This window comes from Mesorhizobium sp. B2-1-3A, from assembly GCF_006442655.1.
Taxonomy (GTDB): Bacteria; Pseudomonadota; Alphaproteobacteria; order Rhizobiales; family Rhizobiaceae; genus Mesorhizobium.
Map to the genome: position 1 here is coordinate 1282005 of NZ_VFWK01000001.1, position 14983 is coordinate 1296987.

General features: G+C 63.5%; 15 protein-coding genes. 12 read left to right on the forward strand and 3 right to left on the reverse strand.

Translation table 11 applies throughout. The annotated features are described in order from the left end of the window. Window positions 1-77: 77 nt before the first annotated feature. Window positions 78-1217, forward strand: a complete 1140-nt coding sequence (locus tag FJ977_RS06240) for a histidinol-phosphate transaminase (protein ID WP_181179629.1) — start codon at window positions 78-80, stop codon at window positions 1215-1217. Between the two features lie 167 nt (window positions 1218-1384). Beyond that, window positions 1385-2668, forward strand: coding sequence for an FAD-binding oxidoreductase (locus tag FJ977_RS06245; RefSeq protein WP_140769503.1), 1284 nt, complete (start codon window positions 1385-1387; stop codon window positions 2666-2668). 47 nt (window positions 2669-2715) lie between these two features. Here FJ977_RS06245 and fghA read toward each other — a convergent pair whose 3' ends face one another. From fghA to FJ977_RS06265, 3 genes are all read right to left on the reverse strand, one after another. Further along, the gene (fghA, locus tag FJ977_RS06250) at window positions 2716-3573 is read right to left on the reverse strand and encodes an S-formylglutathione hydrolase (protein WP_140769505.1); all 858 of its coding nucleotides are present in this window, start codon (window positions 3571-3573) and stop codon (window positions 2716-2718) included. 317 nt (window positions 3574-3890) lie between these two features. Further along, window positions 3891-5108, reverse strand: a complete 1218-nt coding sequence (locus FJ977_RS06260) for an FAD-dependent oxidoreductase (RefSeq protein WP_140769507.1) — start codon at window positions 5106-5108, stop codon at window positions 3891-3893. 14 nt (window positions 5109-5122) lie between these two features. Continuing rightward, the gene (locus tag FJ977_RS06265) at window positions 5123-5887 is read right to left on the reverse strand and encodes an aldolase/citrate lyase family protein (RefSeq protein WP_140769773.1); all 765 of its coding nucleotides are present in this window, start codon (window positions 5885-5887) and stop codon (window positions 5123-5125) included. Window positions 5888-6006: 119 nt separating this feature from the next. Between FJ977_RS06265 and FJ977_RS06270 the strand changes: the two genes are divergently transcribed. The 10 genes from FJ977_RS06270 (at window position 6007) to FJ977_RS06315 (ending at window position 14982) form a co-directional block, all read left to right on the forward strand. After that, window positions 6007-6897 (forward strand): 2-hydroxy-3-oxopropionate reductase, encoded by an 891-nt coding sequence (locus FJ977_RS06270; RefSeq protein WP_140769509.1) that lies wholly within the window; start codon window positions 6007-6009, stop codon window positions 6895-6897. 4 nt (window positions 6898-6901) lie between these two features. Beyond that, window positions 6902-7714, forward strand: a complete 813-nt coding sequence (locus FJ977_RS06275) for a shikimate dehydrogenase (RefSeq protein ID WP_140769511.1) — start codon at window positions 6902-6904, stop codon at window positions 7712-7714. Next, window positions 7707-8513 (forward strand): SDR family oxidoreductase, encoded by an 807-nt coding sequence (locus FJ977_RS06280; RefSeq protein WP_140769513.1) that lies wholly within the window; start codon window positions 7707-7709, stop codon window positions 8511-8513. The genes FJ977_RS06275 and FJ977_RS06280 overlap by 8 nt, the downstream gene beginning before the upstream one ends. 67 nt (window positions 8514-8580) lie before the next feature. After that, window positions 8581-8928 (forward strand): RidA family protein, encoded by a 348-nt coding sequence (locus FJ977_RS06285; RefSeq protein ID WP_140769515.1) that lies wholly within the window; start codon window positions 8581-8583, stop codon window positions 8926-8928. Window positions 8929-9034: 106 nt separating this feature from the next. Then, window positions 9035-9823 carry a FadR/GntR family transcriptional regulator gene (locus FJ977_RS06290; protein ID WP_140769517.1) on the forward strand — a complete coding sequence of 263 codons (789 nt, stop codon included), beginning with the start codon at window positions 9035-9037 and terminating at the stop codon, window positions 9821-9823. Window positions 9824-10114: 291 nt separating this feature from the next. After that, a complete protein-coding gene (locus tag FJ977_RS06295; RefSeq protein ID WP_140769519.1) occupies window positions 10115-10825 on the forward strand; it encodes an SDR family oxidoreductase in 711 nt (236 codons plus the stop codon). 11 nt (window positions 10826-10836) lie between these two features. After that, on the forward strand, window positions 10837-11586 hold the full coding sequence (locus FJ977_RS06300; protein ID WP_140769521.1) for an SDR family oxidoreductase: 750 nt from the start codon (window positions 10837-10839) through the stop codon (window positions 11584-11586). Window positions 11587-11665: 79 nt separating this feature from the next. After that, the gene (locus tag FJ977_RS06305; RefSeq protein ID WP_140769523.1) at window positions 11666-12613 is read left to right on the forward strand and encodes a LysR substrate-binding domain-containing protein; all 948 of its coding nucleotides are present in this window, start codon (window positions 11666-11668) and stop codon (window positions 12611-12613) included. 88 nt (window positions 12614-12701) lie between these two features. Beyond that, entirely contained in the window at window positions 12702-13736 is a 1035-nt protein-coding gene (locus FJ977_RS06310) for an amino acid ABC transporter substrate-binding protein (RefSeq protein WP_140769525.1), read from the forward strand. Between the two features lie 82 nt (window positions 13737-13818). Beyond that, window positions 13819-14982 (forward strand): ABC transporter permease subunit, encoded by a 1164-nt coding sequence (locus tag FJ977_RS06315; RefSeq protein WP_140769527.1) that lies wholly within the window; start codon window positions 13819-13821, stop codon window positions 14980-14982. Window position 14983: the final 1 nt, after the last annotated feature.

Below are 14983 nucleotides of genomic sequence, written 5' to 3' on the forward strand. Positions count from 1 at the left end.
CCGCACCAGCGCGGCCGCCGGCGACCTGTCGCGCGCCTGGACGATGCAGCGAAACCCAGTGTTTGAGAACCCGGTCGATGACAGGAGTCGGCCGGCCGCAGAGGAGCCAGCTCGTGTCGAAAGCCGCAAACATGGTCCGAGCCGAAGTCACGCGCCTGTCACCTTACAATTCTGGGCTGACCATTGCCGAGGTCATGCAGCGATATGCTCCGGCCAGGATCGCCAAGCTGGGCTCGAATGAAAACCCGCTTGGCCCGAGCCCGACGCTCGCCACAATGATGCAGGCCGGCCCCGAGATGTTCCGGCTCTATCCGGACCCGGCCGGGCGCGAGCTGCGTCAGGCCATCGCCGCCAAACATGAATTCGGCGAGGATCAGGTCATCCTCGGCAATGGCTCGGAGGACCTTCTCTCCGTCATCAGCCGTGCTGTGCTGCGCCCCGGCGACGCCGTCGTCACGCTCTATCCGTCGTTCCCGCTGCACGAAGACTATGCGACGCTGATGGGCGCGACCATCCACCGTGTGGCCGTCAACGACGATCTCACGATCAATGTCGACGCCCTGATCGAGGCAGTGCGCGAACGGCCGCGCTTGCTGATGTTCTCGAACCCTATGAACCCCGTCGGCAGTTGGCTGTCCGCTGGCGATCTGTCGAAGGTGCTGGATGCAGTCAGCAGCGAGACGCTGATCGTCATCGACGAAGCCTATGCCGAATATGCGGAAGGCGAGGACTATGCCTCGTCCCTGCCTTACCTCTGCAAACGCGATCGGCCCTGGATCGTGCTGCGGACATTTTCCAAGGCGTTCGGCCTGGCCGGATTACGGATAGGCTTCGGCATCGTCGGCGATCCGGAATTGCGTGCGCTGCTCGACAGGGTGCGCACACCGTTCAACGCCAATGGCGTTGCGCAGGCCGCCGCGCTGGCGGCACTCGCGGATGAGGAACACCTCACCAAGGTCGTGGCGCTGGCCAGGACGGAGAGAACACGCGTCGAGAATTTCCTCAGGAACAAGGGCCTCGAAGTCGCCCGTTCCCGAGGCAACTTCCTGTTCTTCAACTGCGGGCAAGATGCCAGCGCATTCGTCGAAGGCCTGCTGCGCGACGGCGTCATCGTCAAACCGTGGAAGCAGGAAGGTTTTGACAGCTACGTGCGTGTCAGCATCGGCTCGCCAGCGGAGAACGACCACTTCATGGCGGCGCTGTCGCAGCTGTTGTGATTTTCCGAAACCCATGCTGAATTGCCTGGCGCGCACCGGGCACGATATTGGACGGTCTGCCGTTTCAGTATGGAGTTTCTCGCAGGTGGCGCATTCCCTTTCGCCCGACCGCTTCTGTCCAGCCTCTCGGCCTGTGTTCTTCCTCGGTCGCCTTGACGATGTCCAATATGCTTGAAAGCAGCCCACCCCGGAGCCTCTACCGCGAAACGGCCGGCGGCACCGGCAATTACCCTGCCCTTGCCGGCGCGCAGCGGGCAAGGGTCGCGATTGTCGGCGGTGGCTTCACGGGCCTTTCGACCGCCTTGCATCTGGCGGAAGCCGGTGACGATGTGGCTGTGCTCGAGGCCCGACAGCCGGGCTGGGGCGCGTCGGGCAGGAATGGGGGCCAGGTCAATCCCGGCCTCAAATACGATCCCGACACGATCGAGGCGATGTTCGGCCCTGAGCTTGGGCCACGGATGATCGATTTCTGCTATGGCGCGCCGGATTTCACCTTTGGTCTCATCAGGCGCCTGTCGATCGCCTGCGAGGCGCGGCAGAACGGCACCATACGCGCGGCCATCCGGCCGAAGCCGGAAGCCGCCGTACAGACCACGGCCGCGCAATGCGTGCGGCGGGGAATGCCGGTCGAAATGTTGGACGCAAGGGCGATGGCGAGGCGAACCGGGACCGACCGCTACATATCCGGCATGTTCGACGCCCGCGGTGGCGACCTCCATCCCCTCAAATACGCACTTGGCCTGGCAGCCGCCGCGCGAGACGCCGGCGCGCGGATATTCGACGAGAGCGAAGTCATCTCGCTGCGCAAGGAGGGCGGACGATGGCTCCTCAAAACCGCCAACGGCTCCGTCAGCGCCGAGAAGGTTCTTGTCGCGACCAATGGCTATACCGGGACCCTGTGGCCGGGCCTTGAGCAATCGCTGGTTCCGGTGTTCAGCGCGATCGCGGCGAGCGAACCGCTTTCGCCGGCGGTCGCGACCCAAATTCTCCCCAACAGGCCTGTCGTCTACGAGGCCGGCAACATCACCGTGTACTACCGCATCGATGCCCAGAACCGTCTTCTCATGGGCGGCCGGGGACCGATGAGGCCCATCGGAGATGCTTCCGCCATCCGCTACCTCACCGATTACGCGCTGCGACTTTGGCCAGCGCTTGCCGGGGTTCGCTGGACACATGGCTGGAACGGCCGGGTTGCGATCACCAAGGACCATCTTCTGCACATTCACGAGCCGGAAGACGGCGTCTTGATCTGCCTTGGCTACAATGGCCGCGGCGTCGCCATGGCATCGGCAATGGGTGCTGCCCTGGCGCAGCGCCTGCGAGGCAGCGAGACGTCGTCGTTTCCCATGCCGATATCGCCGCTCAAGCCAATCCGGTTTCACCGTTTCTGGCCGCTCGGGGTGAAGGCCGCGATCCTTTCCGGGCGACTGAAGGATCGGTTCGGGATCTGACGCGGTGAGCCCGCACGGACTTATGGCTCACGGGATCGCGAGAAAAACTATGCTTTCAGGTCAGACAATCTTTGGGCATGCCATCTCAGATGGTCGTCCATGAATGTCGAAATGAAGAAATACGAGTGGTCGTAGCCATCCTGCATGCGCAGGGTCAGCGCAATGCCGGCCTTGGCGCAGGCAGCCTCCAGAAGCCAGGGCTTCAGCCCGTCATCGAGAAATCCGTCCGACGTTCCCTGATCGACGAAAAACTCGGGGAAGCGGTGGCCATCCTCGATGAGTAAGGTGGTGTCGTAAGGCCGCCATGATGTCTCGTCTGCGCCGAGATATTTTTCGAAAGCCGGCCGCGACCAGCCGGCGGTGCTCGGCTGCACGATCGGCGCGAAGGCCGAGCAGCTTTTGAAGCGTTCGGGATTTTTGAGCGCGATCGTCAGCGCGCCATGCCCGCCCATCGAGTGGCCAAAGATCGCCTGGCGCGTCATGTCAGCCGGAAATTCCCGCGCGATCAACGCCGGCAATTCCTCAGTGACATAGGAATACATGCGGTAGTTCCTGGCGTAGGGCTCTTGCGTCGCATCGAGGTAGAAGCCGGCGCCGCCGCCGAACTGCCAATTGTCCTTCTCGTCGGGAATGTCGGCGCCGCGAGGGCTGGTGTCGGGACAGACGACGATCAGGCCTAGCTCGGCGGCCATCCGCCTGTACTCACCCTTGTCCATGACGTTGGCGTGGGTGCAGGTAAGGCCGGAGAGGTACCACACGACAGGACAAGGTTTTTCGCGAGCCTGCGGCGGCACGAAGACGGCGAAAATCATGTCGCATGAGCAGACATCCGAAGCGTGGGAATAGACGCCCTGCACGCCGCCATGCGACTTGGCCGAGGAGATGGTCTTCATCCGGTCCGACATCTTGTTTCTTCTCCGCCAAACGTCCTTCACGGCCGCCTGTCTACGGCATGGGCCGGGACCGCGGCAACCCTGATGGATTGGACCATGGTTCCCAGGCCAGGCGGCGGCCGAAAATCATCCCCACAAGGGCCAAGCCATTGACCGTCACCCAGTGCAGGTTCGGGCCGTCCGAGCCGTCCGACGTGGTGCGCGTAACGACGCTGACGATGGATGGCTCGAGATCGGCCGAATACTCGAAAGCGATCCTTGCCCAGTTTTCATCGGATGCATTGGATTCGCCGCCACCAGGCCAGGCAAAGCCCAGACGACCCCTCGCCTCAAATAACCGCTTCTTCCAGGAACGGCTCGTTGCGCGCAATGCGCTCGTAGCAGAACGGCGACAGGTCGAGCGTCTGGAAGGATCCATGAACGATGAGTTCCGAGACCGCACGCCCCACGGCCGGCGACTGTTGCAGCCCATGCCCGGAGAAGCCATTGGCGAACATGAAGTTTTTCACCTCAGGGTGGAAGCCGACGATGCCGTTGTGGTCGAGCATGTTGTATTCGTAATGGCCGGTCCAACTGGTCTGGACCTTCAGCGCATCGAAGGCCGGAATGCGGTGCCAGAGCGACGGCCAGATATAGTCGTCGAACTCCTCGAAATGCATTTCGAAGTCTTCATAGTCGGCCGGGCCGTCGCCTTGCGGCGTGTTGCCGGTGAGGAAAAGCTCGCCTTCCGGCCGCACGAAGGTGCCGGAGAGGTCGATGACGTTGGGCATGCGGCCGGGGATCGGATTGGCGCTGGCGAAGACGAAGCTGTAGCGCTTGTAGGGCGCGACCGGGATGGACAGGCCGGCCATGGCGGCGACCTGCTGCGCACGCGGGCCGGCGGCGTTGACCAGGGTTCCGCAGGAAATTGTCTCTCCGGTCGCCAGGCGCACCGAGGCGACCCGCCCATCGGCGAGGTCCAGTCCGGTCACGGCGTTGTCGATATATTCGACGCCACTGGCGCGCGCGGCGCGGCGGAACCCGTTGAGCAGGCCCATGGAATCGAACCAGCCCTCCTCGCGCGAGCCCCAGGAGCCGCCGCCGAGATCATCGACGTTCAGCCAAGGGAAACGTTCCTTCAGCGGGCCGGGTTCGAGGAAGACAGTGTGGGCACCGAGGCTACGCTGCAGATCCACCCTTTCGCGCGCCGCTTCCACGCCTTCAGGAGAGCAACAGTAGAGATAGCCATATTCCTTGAAGCCGAGATCGGGCGCCGGCTCGTCCTTGTAGAAGGGCGCCATCCGCTCCGGAAAACCACGGATGATGTCGATCCCGAACTGGCTGATCTTCACATTGATCGGATTGGAATATTGCTGGCGGATGGCGCTGGTGGAGAGCGCCGTCGACGAAAAGGTGTAGCTCGAGTCGCGCTCGACCACGAGGATCGATGCGCCATTGCCCAGTGCCTGGCTGAGCCAATAGGCCGTCGACGAACCGACAACCGCACCGCCGACGATGACGATGTCGTAGGCGGTGCGCGACGGCGCCTTGTAGGGAGGAATTGCCACGATCAGTCTCCGGTCTACTGGTTGAATGAAGCGATCAGCGCATCCGAGCCGCGAGCCAAAAGACCGAGGTCCGAGCCCACGGCAACCATGGTGAAGCCGTCGGCGAGATAGCGGTCGGCATCGGCCTTTGCCGGCGCCAATATGCCACTGGCTTTGCCCGCGGCTTTTGCGGCCTTGCGCACCGAAGCGATCGCCTCCTGTACATGCGCGGCACCCGGATTGCCCATCGAGCCCATATTGGTGGAGAGGTCGCCGGGGCCGACGAAGAGGACGTCCACGCCATCGACGGCCGTGATCTCGGCGGCATTGGCAACACCCAGTTCATCCTCGATCTGCACCGCGAGAAGCTGCTGCTCACGCGCCTTGGCGTGGTAGCCTGCGATGCGGCCGAAGGCGTTGGCGCGGTGACCGACCGAGAAGCCGCGAAACCCGCCGGGCGCATAGGTCATGGCGGCAACGATGGCGCGGGCTTGCTCGGCGGTCCGCACATTGGGGATCATCAGGCTGCGCGCGCCGATGTCCAGGGCCTGCTTGATCAGATTGGGATCGTCCGACGGCAACCTGACAACGGCCTCGCTGTCGAAGCCGTCCATGACCTGGAGCTGCGCCATGATGCTGCGCAGATCGTTGGGGCTATGCTCGCCGTCGATCAGCACCCAACCGGCTCCGGAGCCGGCGACGATCTCCGTGGTGAGGGCCGATGCCAGTGAGCACCAAATACCGATATGAGCCCGGCCGGCCGTCACGGCGGCCTTCAATGTGTTGCGGCGCTCCTGCATTTCGCGATCGGTCTCCAGCCAAATAAGATGCATTGAAATTTGTATGATGTCCTATATCATATGGCTGACTTTGACCGCAAGGCCGGTTTGATTGACGGCGTCTGCTTGGGAGTTTGGACATGAAGATCGGCTTCATCGGGCTTGGCGTCATGGGTGCACCGATGGCGCGCCATCTCGCCGCTGCCGGGCATGAGATCGTGACGGTTCTGAACCGCTCTCCCCTGCCGAGCGACCTGAAGGCATCGCTCGTTGCGTCCCCAGCCGAGGTGGCGCGGCTGTCCGAGATGACAGTCACCATGCTGCCCGATACCCCTGACGTGGAGCGCGTCCTGTTGGGAAAGGACGGCGTTGTCGAGGGACTATCGGCCGGCAAGCTGGTGATCGACATGAGTTCGATCAGCCCGATCGCCACGGCCGGGTTCGCGGCGAAGGTTCGCGAGACCGGAGCCGGCTATCTCGACGCGCCGGTCTCGGGCGGCGAGGTCGGCGCCAAGGCGGCGAGCCTCACCATCATGGTTGGCGGGCCGGCCGCTGAATTCGAACGGGCGCTGCCCATCTTCGAGACGCTCGGCAAGAACATCACCTTGATCGGCGAACAGAATGGCGCCGGACAGACCTGCAAGATCGCCAACCAGATCATCGTCGCGCTCAACATCGAGGCCGTGGCCGAAGCGCTTGTCTTCGCCAGCAAGGCCGGCTGTGACCCGGCCAAGGTGCGCAGCGCGCTGATGGGCGGCTTTGCCGCTTCGCGTGTGCTGGACGTGCATGGCGAGCGCATGATCGCCCGCACGTTCGCACCGGGCTTTCGCATCCGGCTGCACCAGAAGGATCTCAATCTCGCGCTCGAAAGCGCCCGCGCGCTTGGCGTGGCCCTGCCGAACACCGCCTTGGCGCAGCAGCTGATGAATGCCTGCTCGGCCCGGACAGGCGGCGCGGAGGCCGACCATTCGTCGCTCGTCAAGGCGATCGAGATGCTGAGCGACCATGAACTGTCAAACGGAAAGGAATAAATCGATGCGCGGAACCGGCAAGGCCGATGTCTTCGTCATGCTGGCCCATCCCGTGGGCCACGCCAAGAGCCCCGGCATGTTCAACGAGATCTTCGAGCAGAAGGGCCTCGACAGCCTGATGGTGCCGCTGAGCTGCCGCCCGGAGGACTTCGAGACCTTCTGGGCCGGCATTACGGCGGCCGAGAACATCCGCGGTGTCATCATCTCGGTGCCGTACAAGGTCGCGGTCTACCACAAATGTTCCGCCGCGCATGACCGCGCCGCGCGGGTTGAGAGCGCCAATTCCGTGCGCCGCCAGGCCGATGGAAGCTGGTACGCCGACAATTTCGACGGCGTCGGCTTCATCGACGGCCTCAAGGCTGGCGGGCACCAGATTGCCGGCCGCCGCATCCTCCAGGTCGGTGCCGGCGGCGCCGGCGCCTCGCTGACCTACTGCCTGGCCGAGGAAGGCGCGGCGGAGATCCGGCTGACCGACATCGACAGGGGACGCGCGGAGAAGCTGGCCGCGCTGGTTGGCAAGTCCTTTCCAAAATGCCGTATCGAGGTTGGCCAGCCCGATCCGTCCGGCATGGACATGGCGATCAACGCCACGCCTTCCGGGCTGAAGGCCAGCGATCCGCTGCCCATGGATGTGACGAAGCTGACGCCTGACATGACGGTTGTCGACATCATCATGGAACCGGCCGAAACCGCGCTGCTCAAGGCAGCAAAGGAGATCGGCTGCCGCGTCCAGCCCGGACGCCCGATGATGGACTTCCAGGTTGAAGCCATGGCCGAATTCTTCGACATCGAGCGCAAGGACCGCGGCCATGGCTGAGACATTGACGGCCGTCGTCATCGGCGGCACTTCCGGCATCGGCCGCGCGATCGCCTTGCGCTTCGCGCAGGACGGTTACCAGGTGGCCGTCGCCGGCCGGGACGCGATCCGGGGCAAGGAGGCGGCCAGCGCCTGCGAGGCGGCGGGCGCGCCCCGCGCCTTGTTCGTCCAGACCGATGTCGCCGAAGCCGCCTCGGTGGAGGCGTTGGCCAAAGCCGTCAGCGCTGCGTTCGGCACGCCTGAAGTCGTCGTCAACTGCGCCGGCATCCTGCAGAGCGGCAAGCATGTGCTCGATCAGGATCTGGACGAGGACGAGAAGATGTGGCGGGTGAATTATCGCGGCACGCTGCTGGGATGCCAGGTGTTCGGCCGGCTGATGTCGGCCGCTGGACGCGGCGCCATCCTCAATGTCGGCTCGCTCGCCTCCTTCGCGCCGCTTTCGCTGCCGGCCTACACGCCTGGAAAGCATGCGGTTCTGGCACTCACCCAGATCCTGGCGGCAGAACTCGGCCCGCACGGCGTCCGCGTGAACGCGGTCGCCCCCGGCTACACGCTTTCCGATGGGCTGAAAGCCAGGATCGCCAAGGGCGAGCGAAACCCCGAAGCGATCCAGGCGACCACGGCGTTGCGCCGCTTCGTCGAGCCGCGCGACGTTGCCGAGGCGGCATTGTTCCTTTGCTCGGATCGCGCGGCATCGATAACCGGCGTCACCTTGCCCGTCGACGCCGGCTGGCTCGTGCAGGCGCCCTACGCGCAATACCTGCAAGGCAATCCCATCCGGCGAGCGCCGGCAATCTGACCCCAGCCGGCGAATGCCGGCAAACTGACCCAGCCGGCGGATGCCGGCAAGCTGACAAGGACAAACCGTGAGCGACATCAAGCGTTTCGACTTCGACACCCGCATCCACCATGGTGTCATCCACAATGGCACGCTCTATCTCACCGGCCAGGTCGCGAGACCGGGCCAGTCCGCCGCCGACCAGATGCGCGAGGTGCTGGGCAAGATCGATGCACTGCTAGCCAAGGCGGGCACGGACAAGACTCGCATCCTGCACGTCCAGATGTGGCTGGATGACGTCAGGGACTTCGACGAGGTCAACACCGTCTGGGATGCCTGGATACCGAAAGAACATGCGCCGGCGCGCTCTTCCGGCGAGGGACGGATGGCCAAGCCCGGAATGCTGGTCGAGCTGATCGTCACCGCCGCAGTTTGAATGGTCATGCCGGTTCGGGCATCATCGCGAATCTGGTTAGAGCAGTTCGCAATTCCGGACGGAAAGCCGTTCACACTTTTCCTGGAATTGCTCCAAGGGGAAACTGATGACGAAGCGCAAGCCGCTTTCCACCGTCGTGGCGGAAAGCCTGTCCGAAAAGATCCGTTCCGGACAGCTGCTTCCCGGCGCCCAGTTGCCGACCGAGGCGGAGCTTTGCGCCGAATACGACGTCAGCCGCACGGTGGTGCGGGAAGCAGTAGCGCGGCTGCGCTCCGACGGCATGGTGGTGCCGCAGCAGGGGCGCGGCATGTTCGTCAGCGAGACGCCGGCGCCACGCAATTTCTCGATCCCGGACGAAGCGCTCAGGACCTTGCCGGAAACCATCGCTTTGCTCGAACTGAGGCTGAGTGTCGAAGTGGAGTCCGCCGGGCTCTGCGCGGAACGACGGACCGACGCGGAGGCGAACGGCATCCGCGCCCTGATGGAGCAGGTCGACGCCCAGCAGGCGGATCCGGCCGTGGTCCAGATCCACTACGACTATGATTTCCACCTGGCGATCGCCAAGGCGGCCCGCAATGAATTCATCCACGGCTTCCTGGCCTATCTCAGACCCATGATCGTGCCGCGCTTTCAGCTCGGCTACGTGGTCACGCCGGAGCGCAAGGACAGCTACTACACGCGCATCCACAACGAGCACAAAGCCATCGTCGACGCCATCGAAAGGCAGGACGGTCGCGCCGCGCGCCAAGCCATGCGCAAGCACCTGCACAACAGCCTCGGGCGCGTGCGCGCGCTGGCCCGGGCTTCCGGCGTCGAGGCAATTGAGGCGGAGCAGAAGGCGGCAGCGGCCTCTCTGTTCACCGATATGAAAAGGCCCTCTCCGGCCGGCGGATAGTGCCCAGTGATGTTGATCGCACAGGCATTCGCCGGGATTCAGATTGGCCACGCATTGCGAAAGCCATGTTTTTGCTCGGCTGGCTGACCGAAACCGTTTTCAACAGGCAGTGAATGTTGCTTTCCCGCCGTTTCCCCGGATTTTCAGCCTCCTCGCCGGGCTGACCGTCTGTCCAATTTTCGGGCAAGAAAAAAGGATTCGAAAGTTTATCTTTCCTTTTTGCTGGTTTTCTTGGTTTCGCGGCGTCGGCCAGCGCCGCACACTGAAATCCAGGCAAACGGGGAAGCCCACGTGACAACAGCCTTCATCACCGGAGCGACGAGCGGCATAGGACGGGCGATGGCGATCGCGTTGAGCGATGCCGGCTATGACGTCTATGCGGTCGGGCGCAGCCAGGCCGCGCTCAAGGAGCTGCAGGCCGAGTGGCCAGGCATCGTGCCGATCGCCGTCGACGTCACCGATCGCGAGGCGCTGGAGGCGGTTCTGGCGGATCTCACGATTGATGTGCTGATCAACAATGCCGGAATCATGCCGCCACTCGGCAATTTCGCCGACATGAAGATATCGGACATCGACACCACGCTGGAGGTGAACCTCAGCGCCGCGATCCTGCTCACCCGCCTCGTCGTCCCGCAGATGCGCGAGCGGCAGTCTGGCCACATCCTGTTCACCGGCTCCACGGCGGGCCACGCGGCCTATTCCAACATTGCCGTCTATTCAGCCACCAAGGCGGCGATATCAGGCTTTGCCGCCGCGTTGCGCGCCGACCTCTCCCCATCAGGCATACGCGTCACCGAGATCGTCGCCGGCCGTGTCGAGACACAGCTCTACCAGGACATCCTCGACGCCAAGGCGCGCGCCGCCATGTACGCCAGCAAAGTCGTGCAGCCGGAAGACGTGGCCAGGATGGTCGTCGGTGTGCTTGCGCTCCCCGCATGGGCCGACGTTACCCGTTTCGACATCATGCCGACCTGGCCAACCTCGCCAAGCGGCACCAAGTAAGGAAAACTGGAATGAAGGATCTTTCCGTTCTGATCGTTGGCGGCGGCGCCGGCCTCGGCGCACTCCTGGCCGAGATGGCCGTGGGGGCCGGGGCGGCAAAGATCGGCATCATCGACATCAATCACGAGGCTGCCCAATCCGCGCTCGCGCCGGCGAAGGCCAAGGGCTTGCCGACCGCGACCGCTGCCTGCGATATCCAGATCGGCCCTCAGTGCCATGCGGCCTTCGACGCCATCGTCTCAAAGCTCGGGCGCGTCGACACGCTGATCAATTGCGCCGCCATCTACCCGCGCCGCCCGCTCTTGGAAATCAGTGACGCCGATTGGGATGCCTCCAACGGCATCAACATCAAGGGCACCTATCACATGATGGTGGCGGCGGTTCGCCACATGCAGTCGCAGGAGCCGAAGGCGCATGTCCGCGGCCGTATCGTCAACCTGACCTCCGTCGACGCCTTCAAGGCGCATCCGCAGAATGCCCACTACGCGGCAACCAAGGCCGCCGTCGTCAGCCTGACGCGATCCTTCGCCCATCACGTGGCGAAGGACGGGATCCTGGTGAATTCGGTGGCACCGGCCGGCATGGCAACGGAGCGGGCGAAAGCGCTCGGCTTCCTGGAGGAACTGGCCAAGGCAAGCCCGCTCGGCCGTGGCGCCGAGCCGACCGAAATCGCCGAATGGGTACTCATGACGGGTGGCCCGAAGAACACCTACATGACCGGTGAAAACGTAATTGTTTCAGGTGGTTATATCTACGCCTGAGGCGGCTTTCCACGACCGGCGACTGGAATATGGCAGTGCATGATCAACGGAGCCTCGAGCGGAAGGAGCGGAATTTTCGATGACCGGCAAGCTGCGCCTTCCCTCGCTGAATGCTCTTCGCGTCTTCCACGCCGTTGCGCAGCACAGGAGTTTTCGGCAGGCCGCGGATGAATTGCTGGTCACGCCGCAAGCGGTCGGCCAACAGATCAAGCTGCTGGAAGACACACTTCAAGTGACGCTGTTCGAGCGCAAGGGCCGGTCGATCGAACTGACCGAGTCCGCCATCCTTCTCTCGCATTACGTCAAGGCCGGCTTCGACGAGTTCTCGGAAGGTGTGCGCCGCGTCACCAAATCGAACTACCGCGACCGCATCAACCTCAATGCGAGCCCGTATTTCGCCACGCACTATCTGCTGCCCCGGCTTTCGCTGTTCCGGGAAATCCTGCCGGGCGCGGATCTGCGGCTGACGACGATGGTCGACCTGCCCGATTTCGGCCGCGACGACATCGATATGACCGTGCAGTGGGGTTACGGCAACTGGCCGGACTATGAAACCACGCTGCTGGTGCCGGACCCGAAGATCATCTGCTGCACGCCGGCGATCGGCGAAAAGATCAAGTCGGCGCATGACCTGACGAAGTTCACGCTGCTCGACACCGTCAAGTCGAAGCGCCTGTGGCCGGACATATTGCGCCACCTTGGCGTCGAGCTGACGGATGGCGACCGCAGCATCAGCTTCGACGATGCGGCGACCATGCGCCGGGCAACCCTGCAAGGCATTGGCGTGGGCCTGGTTTCCGTCATCGACGCCGAGGAAGATTTCCGGGCGGGCACGCTGGTCGCGCCGATCGGCCGCAACGCCATCGCCGATATGAGGCCGGAGGAAGTCCCCGGCTTCTTCCTTGTCGTCCCGCGCGGGCACCTGCGCGTGAAGGCCGTGGCTGCCCTGCATCGATGGCTGGCCCAGCAGGATTGGCGAAGCGACCTCACGATCCCCTTGCCGAAACCGACCCCGCTTTCCGACTAGGAAGCGGCTTCGAGACCGAGCCTCGTAAAGTTTCTTTCGGGGCTCCAACAACAAGAAACGGAACAACCTCAACAGTGGAGACAACATCATGAAGACGATGAAATGGGGGGCTGCGGCCCTGGCCCTTGGCCTTGTGCATTTTTCGGCGCCGGCGCAAGCCGCCGGCGGCAAGACGCTCGAGACGGTCAAGGCACGCGGCGTGCTGAACTGCACCGGCCATGACGGTTCCTATCTCGGCTTCGCCGAGGTGGACGACAAGGGCAACTGGAAGGGCATGGACATCGATCTCTGCAAGGCAGTGGCCGCGGCGGTGTTCGGCGATCCGGCAAAGCTGAAGGTCGTTCCGATCAGCTGGGCGCAGCGCTGGCCGGCTTTGCAGTCGGGTGATGTCGACATCATCATCAAGGCGTCGGGCGGCACGCTCAGCCGCGACACGGAACTCGGTCTGCAGTTTTCCATGTCCTACTACCTCGGCACGACCAAGGTGATGGCGCACAAGGAACTCAATCTGAAGTCGCTCAAGGATGCCGCGGGCGGCACGATCTGCATTCCCGCCGGCACCTCGCAGGAGCAGCAGGTCGCGGCCTATACGGCCAAGCTGGGCATCAAGCTCGAGCCCGTGCTCATCGAAAAGACCGAGGAGCTCGAACAGGCCTACTTCTCGGGACGCTGCGATCTCTATGCGCAGTGGGGTCCGACGCTTGCCATTGCACGCATCGCCAAGGGCAAGGTCGAAGACCATGTCATCCTGCCCGACGTGCTGGCGGTCGAGCCTGAAGTGATGATCATGCGGCAAGGCGACGACAATTGGGTCGATATCGCCAACTGGACGCTGAGCACCCTGATCTTCGCCGAACAGGAAGGCATCACCTCCAAGAATGTCGATGAGATCAAGGCCAAGCCGACCTCGCCGCAGGTGGCCAAGTTCCTCGGCGTGACGCCGGGCATGGGCAAGGGCCTCGGACTCTCCGACGACTGGGCCTACAAGGTGATCAAGAATGTCGGCAATTACGGCGAAATCTTCGAACGCGATCTCGGCAAGGATTCGCCCTACAAGATGGATCGCGAACTGACCAATTTGTGGAACAATGGCGGTGTCCTGTTCCCGCTGGTCATCGACTGATCCGGTCTGAACGCATCCTGCTTCAGGCTCCGCCCGGCCTCTGCCGGGCGGAGCCTACGGCAATTTCGAGAAAGATTGGTCAATGAGCAGCCTGCTGAGGAATCAGAAGGTCCGCAACACGCTGTTGCAGGTTCTCTATGTCGGCTCGATCGCAGCGCTGGTGCTTGCCGGCGTGGTGATCGCGCGACGGAATCTGGCCGAGCAAGGGATCACCTCCGGCTTCGACTTCCTGTTCAAGTCGACAGGCTGGGACGTGAACTTCACGCTGCTGCCCGCCACGGCCAATGACCCCTATTGGTGGTTCTTCCTCATCGGCATCACCAACACGCTGTTCCTGGGGACCGTCGGCCTGGTGCTGGCAACGATAGTCGGCACCATCGTCGGCCTGGCGCGAACCTCCTCCAACGAATTGGCGCAACTGCTCGGCCGCACCTATGTCGACATCTTCCGCAACATCCCGCTGATCCTCCAGGTCTTCTTCTGGTACGCGCTGATCACGCATTTGCCGACGCCGCGTGCCGCGCACGAAGCCTGGGGCTTTCTGCTCACCAGCCGGGGGCTCTATATCCCGTTCCCGAATGTCGGCGGCGCGGCAATGGCACTGGCGCTGTTTGCCTTGATCGCGGCAATAGCGCTGCCGGTCTGGCTGGGCAGGACGTCACGGCTCAGCCAACCCGTTGGCGGGCGGCACGCCATCCAGTTCGCCGGCGCGGCGGCAGCACTTGCCTGTGCCGCGATCATTCTGGCGATCGGCCGCCTGCCCGACACGCCGTTCATCGACTTTCCGGCACTGCAGGGCCTCAACCTCAGGGGCGGCTTGCGCATTCCGCCGGAGTTTTCCGCGCTCGCCATCGCCATCGCGATCTATGGCGGCTCCTACATCGCCGAGATCGTGCGCGGTGGTTTCAAATCTGTCGGCAAGGGTCAGATGGAGGCGGCGCTCTCGCTGGGCCTGAGCCCGTGGCGGGTGTTCACGCTGGTGCGGCTGCCGCTGGCCCTGCGCGCCATGCTGCCGATCCTTGCCAACCAGTACGTCTGGCTGATGAAGGCCACCACCATGGGCATCGCGGTGGGCTTCACGGATTTCTTCATGATCGTGGCGCTGACGATCAATCACTCCGGCCAGACCCTCGAGGTGATCGGCATCCTGATGGCGGGCTTCCTTGCCATCAATCTCTCGCTGGCCGCCCTGTTCAACCGCCTCAACAAGGCCATTGCCCTCAAGGGCAATCAGTTGAGGGGCTGAG

What these genes read in the sequence shown, in the direction of transcription:
- FJ977_RS06240 (WP_181179629.1), top strand. Translation starts at nt 78, where the DNA reads ATGACAGGAGTCGGCCGGCCGCAGAGGAGCCAGCTCGTGTCGAAAGCC.
- FJ977_RS06275 (WP_140769511.1), top strand. Translation starts at nt 6,902, where the DNA reads ATGCGCGGAACCGGCAAGGCCGATGTCTTCGTCATGCTGGCCCATCCC.
- FJ977_RS06290 (WP_140769517.1), top strand. Translation starts at nt 9,035, where the DNA reads ATGACGAAGCGCAAGCCGCTTTCCACCGTCGTGGCGGAAAGCCTGTCC.
- FJ977_RS06310 (WP_140769525.1), top strand. Translation starts at nt 12,702, where the DNA reads ATGAAGACGATGAAATGGGGGGCTGCGGCCCTGGCCCTTGGCCTTGTG.
- FJ977_RS06265 (WP_140769773.1), bottom strand. Translation starts at nt 5,887, where the DNA reads ATGCAGGAGCGCCGCAACACATTGAAGGCCGCCGTGACGGCCGGCCGG.
- FJ977_RS06315 (WP_140769527.1), top strand. Translation starts at nt 13,819, where the DNA reads ATGAGCAGCCTGCTGAGGAATCAGAAGGTCCGCAACACGCTGTTGCAG.
- FJ977_RS06270 (WP_140769509.1), top strand. Translation starts at nt 6,007, where the DNA reads ATGAAGATCGGCTTCATCGGGCTTGGCGTCATGGGTGCACCGATGGCG.
- fghA (WP_140769505.1), bottom strand. Translation starts at nt 3,573, where the DNA reads ATGTCGGACCGGATGAAGACCATCTCCTCGGCCAAGTCGCATGGCGGC.
- FJ977_RS06245 (WP_140769503.1), top strand. Translation starts at nt 1,385, where the DNA reads ATGCTTGAAAGCAGCCCACCCCGGAGCCTCTACCGCGAAACGGCCGGC.
- FJ977_RS06305 (WP_140769523.1), top strand. Translation starts at nt 11,666, where the DNA reads ATGACCGGCAAGCTGCGCCTTCCCTCGCTGAATGCTCTTCGCGTCTTC.
- FJ977_RS06300 (WP_140769521.1), top strand. Translation starts at nt 10,837, where the DNA reads ATGAAGGATCTTTCCGTTCTGATCGTTGGCGGCGGCGCCGGCCTCGGC.
- FJ977_RS06280 (WP_140769513.1), top strand. Translation starts at nt 7,707, where the DNA reads ATGGCTGAGACATTGACGGCCGTCGTCATCGGCGGCACTTCCGGCATC.